The organism is Streptomyces solincola (assembly GCF_002982015.1).
In the GTDB taxonomy this organism is placed as follows: Bacteria; Actinomycetota; Actinomycetes; order Streptomycetales; family Streptomycetaceae; genus Streptomyces; species Streptomyces solincola.
Genome location: NZ_PVLV01000476.1, coordinates 1 through 6,355, shown reverse-complemented (window position 1 = coordinate 6,355; position 6,355 = coordinate 1). Strand labels below are relative to the sequence as shown.

The following is a 6,355-nucleotide window of genomic DNA, read 5'->3' as shown; positions in this document are numbered from 1 at the left end:
TGGGGGCGCCGCTGGGCGTGGGGGTGGGCGACGGCGCCTTCAGCGCGTCGGACGCGGCCCGGCCCTGGGTGGTGGCGCTGGGCTTGGGCGAGGGGCCCTCGCCGGCGCTGGGCTTGGCGCTGGGCTTGCCGCTGGGCGATCCGCTCGGCTCGCCGCTGGGCTTCCCGCTGGCGGACGGCTCGGGCAGCGGCTCGCTGCCGGCGGCGGCCAGCACGGGCCGGAAGTAGAGCTGGGCGGTGGTGCCGACCTGCTTCTTCGCCTTCTCCGAGTCCGTGGCACGGGGGATGTTGACGATGATGTGCTTGTCGCCCTGCTGCTGGACCTCGGCCTCCGAGACGCCCAGACCGTTGACGCGACGCTCGATGATGTCGATCGCGGTCTGCATGTTCTCGTTGTTGATGGCGTTCGGCTTGCCGGGCTGGTTCTCCGCCCGCAGCGTGATGCTCGTACCGCCGGCCAGGTCGATGCCCAGGCGCGGGGTGGTGTGCCCCGACCAGAACATGCCGCCGACCAGGCCCACCATGGCGATCAGGATCAGGACAAGGGTGCGCCCCGGCTTGCCCTGCCCCCCCGTCGCCGGCCTTCGGCCCTTCTTGGCTGCTGCCACCTTCTCGTTTCTCCCTGTCCAACCGCCACACGCCGGTCCGGCGCGGTGGCGGCCACGAAGTGGTGTGGGGGTGCCCCCGCGGGTGTCGGCACGGCACGGACCGCGTACGCCGCCAGCGGCGCCGCGGTCCGTGCCCGCGCCCTACTTCGCGTCGGTGTCGCCGTCGCGCTTGTCGGTGGGGTCGGCCGCGTCCGGGGTCTGCTCCCCGGCCGTCGTCTCCTTGCCGAGGTCGGCCTTGCCCAGGCCGGCGGTGCCGGGCTCGGCGTCCTTCTTGCCCAGGTCGACCCGGTCGCCGGCGGCGTCGCCGTCGGCGGTCAGCGCGCTGGCGTCGTCCGGCACCACCGGGGCGCCGTCCGTCTCACCGTCGCCGTGGATGATGCGGTTGTACTCCTCGTCCTCCAGGACGGCGCCGATGGCGTTCTTCGCGTAGAAGGCGTGCACGCCGGGCGCCACCTCCAGGAGGACGGTGTCGTCGCCGACCTCCTTGACGGTGGCGTACATCCCGCCGATCGTGCGCACGCCGCTGCCGGGCTGCATCTGGTTGCGCATCTGCGCGGCCTGCTGCTGCTTCTTCTTGGCGGAGCGTGTCATCAGGAACATGGCCCCGATGAGGACGATGAACGGGAGGAGAGTCATGACGTTCACGGGACGACAATTCCTTCGCACGGTCGCGGTCGCCCGCGGCCTGGTCTTCGGGGGTGGGTACACCGGCCTGAACGGTCGGCATCGGCGGAGTCTAGGCGAGTCCGCATCACTGGAACAACGCCCAGCATCCCACCGCGGTTCCTGCCCGGGCGAGTCTCCTCGCCGTCACGGACCGGTCACGGCCCGAAGAGCCCCTGCTGACCGCCCGGGCCGCCCCGCGGCGGGGTGAGCCCCAGGTGCGCCCACGCCGCGGGGGTCGCGACGCGGCCGCGGGGGGTGCGGGCCAGCAGCCCCTCCCGCACCAGGAAGGGCTCGGCCACCTCCTCGACGGTCTCGCGCTCCTCCCCCACCGCCACGGCCAGCGTGGACAGGCCGACCGGACCGCCGCCGAACAGCTTCAGCAGCGCCGAGAGCACCGCCCGGTCCAGCCGGTCCAGGCCCCGGTCGTCGACCTCGTACACCTTCAGCGCGGTGGCGGCGATCTCCCGGGTGACCATGCCGTCCGCCTTGACCTGGGCGTAGTCGCGGACCCGGCGCAGCAGCCGGTTGGCGATCCGGGGGGTGCCGCGGGAGCGGCCGGCGATCTCGGCGGCGCCGGCGGTGTCGACGGGGACGTCCAGCAACTGGGCGGAGCGGTGGATCACGCGCTCCAGCTCGGCGGGGCCGTAGAACTCCATGTGGGCGGTGAAGCCGAAGCGGTCGCGCAGCGGCGGCGGCAGCAGTCCGGCCCGGGTGGTGGCGCCGACCAGGGTGAACGGCGGCAGCTCCAGGGGGATGGCGGTGGCGCCCGGTCCCTTGCCGACGACCACGTCGACCCGGAAGTCCTCCATCGCCATGTACAGCATCTCCTCGGCGGGCCGGGACATCCGGTGGATCTCGTCGAGGAACAGCACCTCGCCCTCCTGGAGCGAGGAGAGGATGGCGGCGAGGTCGCCGGCGTGCTGGATGGCGGGCCCCGAGGTGATCCGGATCGGGGCGCCCATCTCGGCGGCGATGATCATCGACAGGGTGGTCTTGCCCAGCCCGGGGGCGCCGGAGAGCAGTACGTGGTCGGCGGTCGCGCCGCGGGCCAGCGCCGCCTTCAGGACCAGGTCGAGCTGTTCGCGGACCCGCTCCTGGCCGACGAACTCCGCCAGCGACTTGGGGCGCAGGGCCGCCTCGACGGCCTGGTCCTCGCCGTCGGCGGAGGCGCCGACCAGCCGTTCTGCGGCGTCGGCGGCGGGTGCGGTGTCGTCGTCCCAGTTCACGGTGTACGGAGCCTCGCGGGTTCGGCGGTGTGCGGTGGGTGCGGTCCCGGCCGGTGCGGCCGGGCCGGGGCGGGTGTCAGCGGGTGCGGTTGAGGGTCTGAAGGGCGGCCTTGAGAAGCTGCCCGACCTGCGGGTCGCCGCCGGCGGCCTCGGCCTGCGGGGCGACGGCCTCCACCGCCTCCTCGGCCTCGCGGGTGGCGTACCCGAGGCCGACGAGCGCGGTGTGCAACTGGTCGCGCCAGGGGGCCGGGCCGGCCGCCAGGGGGGTGCCGGCGCCGGTGCCGAGGGGGGCGCCGAGCCGGTCCCTCAGCTCCAGGAGGAGCTTCTGGGCGCCCTTCTTGCCGATGCCGGGCACGGCGGTCAGCGCCTTCTCGTCACCGGTGGCGACGGCCCGGCGCAGTGCGTCGGGGCGGTGCACGGCCAGCATGGCCTGGGCGAGGCGGGGGCCGACGCCGCTGGCGGTCTGGAGCAGCTCGAAGACCTGCCGCTCGTCGTCGTCGGCGAAGCCGTAGAGGGTCAGCGAGTCCTCGCGGACCACCAGCGAGGTGGCGAGCCGGGCCTCCTGGCCGATGCGCAGCGTGGAGAGGGTGTCGGGGGTGCACTGGACGGCCATGCCCACCCCGCCGACCTCGATGACGGCGGTGGTCGGGGCGAGGGCCGCGACCGGCCCGGTGACGAAGGCGATCATGGGTTATCGGCCCTTCCCGGCTCGTTGGGCGGCGACTTGGGCGGCGACTTGGGCGGCGACCGCCTGCTGGAGGCGGTTGGTGGCGGGGGCCCGCCAGATGTGGCAGATGGCGAGCGCCAGGGCGTCGGCGGCGTCGGCCGGCTTGGGCGGGGCGTCCAGCCTCAGCAGCCGGGTGACCATGGCCCCGACCTGCGCCTTGTCGGCCCGCCCTGAGCCGGTGACGGCGGCCTTGACCTCGCTGGGGGTGTGCAGGACCACGGGCAGGCCGCGGCGGGCCGCGCACAGCATGGCGACCGCGCTGGCCTGCGCGGTGCCCATCACCGTACGCACGTTGTGCTGGCTGAAGACCCGCTCGACGGCGACCACGTCGGGGCGGTGGGCGTCCAGCCACTCCTCGATGCCGCGCTCCACGGCGACCAGCCGCAGCGCGGTGTCCGCGTCGGCCGGGGTGCGCACCACGCCGACGCCGACCATGGTCAGCGGCCGGCCGGCCACCCCCTCCACGACGCCGACCCCGAGCCGGGTCAGCCCCGGGTCCACCCCGAGCACACGCACGCGCCGCCCCCTCTCCCTACCGCCGTCCGTACATCTGTTTGTGCAGGCTATCGGGCGCCACCGACAACACGGTGCAGCAACGCCACGGGCCGGCGGGCACGACCGTCTCCGGTGTGCCCGCCGGCCCGTGGCGCGAAGGCGTGCGGCTCAGGCGTCGACCTTCTCCATGACCTCGTCCGAGACGTCGAAGTTGGCGAAGACGTTCTGCACGTCGTCGCTGTCCTCCAGCGCGTCGATCAGCTTGAAGATCTTGCGCGCACCCTCTTCGTCCAGCTCGACCTGCATGGTCGGGACGAAGTTGGCGTCGGCCGAGTCGTAGTCGATGCCGGCCTCGACGAGGGCGGTGCGGACCGCGACCAGGTCGGTGGCCTCGCTGAGCACCTCGAAGCTCTCGCCGAGGTCGTTGACCTCCTCGGCGCCGGCGTCCAGCACCGCGGCCAGCACGTCGTCCTCGCCCAGCTCGCCCTTGGGGACGATGACGACGCCCTTGCGGTTGAACAGGTACGACACCGAGCCCGGGTCGGCCATCGAACCGCCGTTGCGGGTCATGGCGACCCGTACGTCGGAGGCGGCGCGGTTGCGGTTGTCGGTGAGGCACTCGATGAGCACCGCGACGCCGTTGGGGCCGTAGCCCTCGTACATGATCGTCTCGTAGTCGACGCCGCCGCCTTCGAGACCGCCGCCGCGCTTGACCGCGGAGTCGATGTTCTTGTTGGGCACCGACTGCTTCTTGGCCTTCTGGATGGCGTCGAACAGCGTGGGGTTGCCCTCGGGGTCGGCGCCGCCGGTCCGGGCGGCGACCTCGATGTTCTTGATGAGCTTCGCGAAGAGCTTGCCGCGCTTGGCGTCGATCACGGCCTTCTTGTGCTTCGTCGTAGCCCATTTAGAGTGGCCGGACATCTGCCTGTCTCCTTCGCGTAACCCTGCACTGAACGAACCGGATCCTACCGGGGCCGGGTCACCCCGCGGCGCGCACCATGTCGGTGAACAGCCCGTGGACCCGGTGGTCGCCGGTCAGCTCGGGGTGGAAGGAGGTGGCCAGCGCGTTGCCCTGGCGCACCGCGACGATGTGCCCGCCGTGCTCGGCGAGCACCTCGACCCGGGCGCTGACGGACTCGACCCAGGGGGCGCGGATGAAGACGCCCTCCACGGGCCCGCCCTCGACGCCGCCGAACTCCACGGCCGCCTCGAAGGACTCGTTCTGCCGGCCGAAGGCGTTGCGCCGCACGATCATGTCGATGCCGCCGAAGGTCTCCTGACCCGAGCGCGGGTCGAGGATCTTCTCCGCCAGCATGATCATCCCGGCGCAGGTGCCGTACACCGGCATCCCGGCGGCGATCCGCTCGCGCAGCGGCCCGGCCATGCCGAACAGGTTCGCCAGCTTGGAGATGGTGGTGGACTCGCCGCCGGGCAGCACCAGGCCGTCCACCTCGGCCAGCTCCTCCGGCCGCCTGACCGGCCGGGCCACGGCGTCCGCCACGGCCAGGGCGGTCAGGTGCTCGCGGACGTCGCCCTGGAGGGCCAGGACGCCGATCACCGGAGAGGTCATCACCAGCCCCGGTTCGCGTAGCGCTCGGCCTCGGGCAGGGTGTCGCAGTTGATGCCGACCATGGCCTCGCCGAGGTTGCGGGAGGCGTCGGCGACGATCTTCGGGTCGTCGTAGAAGGTGGTGGCCTTCACGATGGCGGCGGCGCGCTTGGCCGGGTCGCCGGACTTGAAGATGCCCGAGCCGACGAAGACGCCCTCGGCGCCGAGCTGGCGCATCAGCGCGGCGTCGGCGGGGGTGGCCACGCCGCCGGCGGAGAACAGCACGACGGGCAGCTTGCCCAGCTCGGCGACCTCCTTGACCAGCTCGTAGGGGGCGCGCAGGTCCTTGGCGGCGGCGTACAGCTCGTTGTTGTCGAAGCCGCGCAGGCGGGCGATCTCGTTCTTGATCTGCCGCAGGTGGCGCACGGCCTCCACGACGTTGCCGGTGCCGGCCTCGCCCTTGGAGCGGATCATCGCCGCGCCCTCGGCGATGCGGCGCAGGGCCTCGCCGAGGTTGGTGGCGCCGCACACGAAGGGGGTGGTGAAGGCGAACTTGTCGGAGTGGTTGACCTCGTCGGCCGGGGTCAGCACCTCGGACTCGTCGATGTAGTCCACGCCCAGCGACTGAAGCACCTGGGCCTCGACGAAGTGGCCGATGCGGGACTTGGCCATGACCGGGATGGAGACGGCCTCGATGATGCCCTCGATCATGTCCGGGTCGGACATCCGGGCCACGCCGCCGTCCTTGCGGATGTCGGCCGGCACCCGCTCCAGCGCCATGACGGCGACGGCGCCCGCGTCCTCGGCGATCTTGGCCTGCTCCGGCGTGACGACGTCCATGATCACGCCGCCCTTGAGCTGCTCGGCCATGCCGCGCTTGACGCGGGCGGTGCCGGTCTCGGGGGACTGCGGGGTGGTGGTGCTGGACACGGATGGACCTCACTCGTGAAGAACGGGGGAGTCGGCGGGTGTCACCCCGCCGATGGGTTCGACTCCACCGAGGAAACCCGGGCCATCGGTCGCGCGACAAGGGCCAATGGAAACCCGGTGGCTCGTTTTGCTCCCGACCCGCCCCCTTTTGTGCCC

7 protein-coding genes and 1 pseudogene are annotated in these 6,355 nt (G+C 72.7%); all 8 read right to left on the bottom strand.

Features of this window, described 5'->3' with window-relative positions; translation table 11 throughout:
• Window positions 1–607 (bottom strand): annotated as a pseudogene (locus C6N75_RS24960) (protein translocase subunit SecD); the annotation flags it as partial.
• Window positions 608–748: 141 nt separating this feature from the next.
• The gene (gene yajC / locus C6N75_RS24955; protein WP_105871145.1) at window positions 749–1,252 is read right to left on the bottom strand and encodes a preprotein translocase subunit YajC; all 504 of its coding nucleotides are present in this window, start codon (window positions 1,250–1,252) and stop codon (window positions 749–751) included.
• Between the two features lie 176 nt (window positions 1,253–1,428).
• The gene (gene ruvB / locus C6N75_RS24950; RefSeq protein ID WP_105871144.1) at window positions 1,429–2,499 is read right to left on the bottom strand and encodes a Holliday junction branch migration DNA helicase RuvB; all 1,071 of its coding nucleotides are present in this window, start codon (window positions 2,497–2,499) and stop codon (window positions 1,429–1,431) included.
• 76 nt (window positions 2,500–2,575) lie between these two features.
• A complete protein-coding gene (gene ruvA / locus C6N75_RS24945) occupies window positions 2,576–3,187 on the bottom strand; it encodes a Holliday junction branch migration protein RuvA (protein WP_105871143.1) in 612 nt (203 codons plus the stop codon).
• A 3-nt stretch (window positions 3,188–3,190) separates the two neighbouring features.
• Entirely contained in the window at window positions 3,191–3,742 is a 552-nt protein-coding gene (gene ruvC / locus C6N75_RS24940; protein WP_105871142.1) for a crossover junction endodeoxyribonuclease RuvC, read from the bottom strand.
• Between the two features lie 147 nt (window positions 3,743–3,889).
• Complete coding sequence (locus C6N75_RS24935) at window positions 3,890–4,642, bottom strand: YebC/PmpR family DNA-binding transcriptional regulator (RefSeq protein ID WP_105871141.1); 753 nt, start codon at window positions 4,640–4,642, stop codon at window positions 3,890–3,892.
• A gap of 58 nt (window positions 4,643–4,700) precedes the next feature.
• Window positions 4,701–5,291, bottom strand: coding sequence for a pyridoxal 5'-phosphate synthase glutaminase subunit PdxT (gene pdxT, locus C6N75_RS24930; protein WP_105871140.1), 591 nt, complete (start codon window positions 5,289–5,291; stop codon window positions 4,701–4,703).
• Window positions 5,291–6,199, bottom strand: a complete 909-nt coding sequence (gene pdxS, locus C6N75_RS24925; protein WP_105871139.1) for a pyridoxal 5'-phosphate synthase lyase subunit PdxS — start codon at window positions 6,197–6,199, stop codon at window positions 5,291–5,293. Before pdxS ends, pdxT begins: the two co-directional genes overlap by 1 nt.
• Window positions 6,200–6,355: the final 156 nt, after the last annotated feature.

Coding starts and splice junctions, on each gene's coding strand:
- ruvA (WP_105871143.1), bottom strand. CDS start 3,187: ATGATCGCCTTCGTCACCGGGCCGGTCGCGGCCCTCGCCCCGACCACC.
- C6N75_RS24935 (WP_105871141.1), bottom strand. CDS start 4,642: ATGTCCGGCCACTCTAAATGGGCTACGACGAAGCACAAGAAGGCCGTG.
- pdxT (WP_105871140.1), bottom strand. CDS start 5,291: ATGACCTCTCCGGTGATCGGCGTCCTGGCCCTCCAGGGCGACGTCCGC.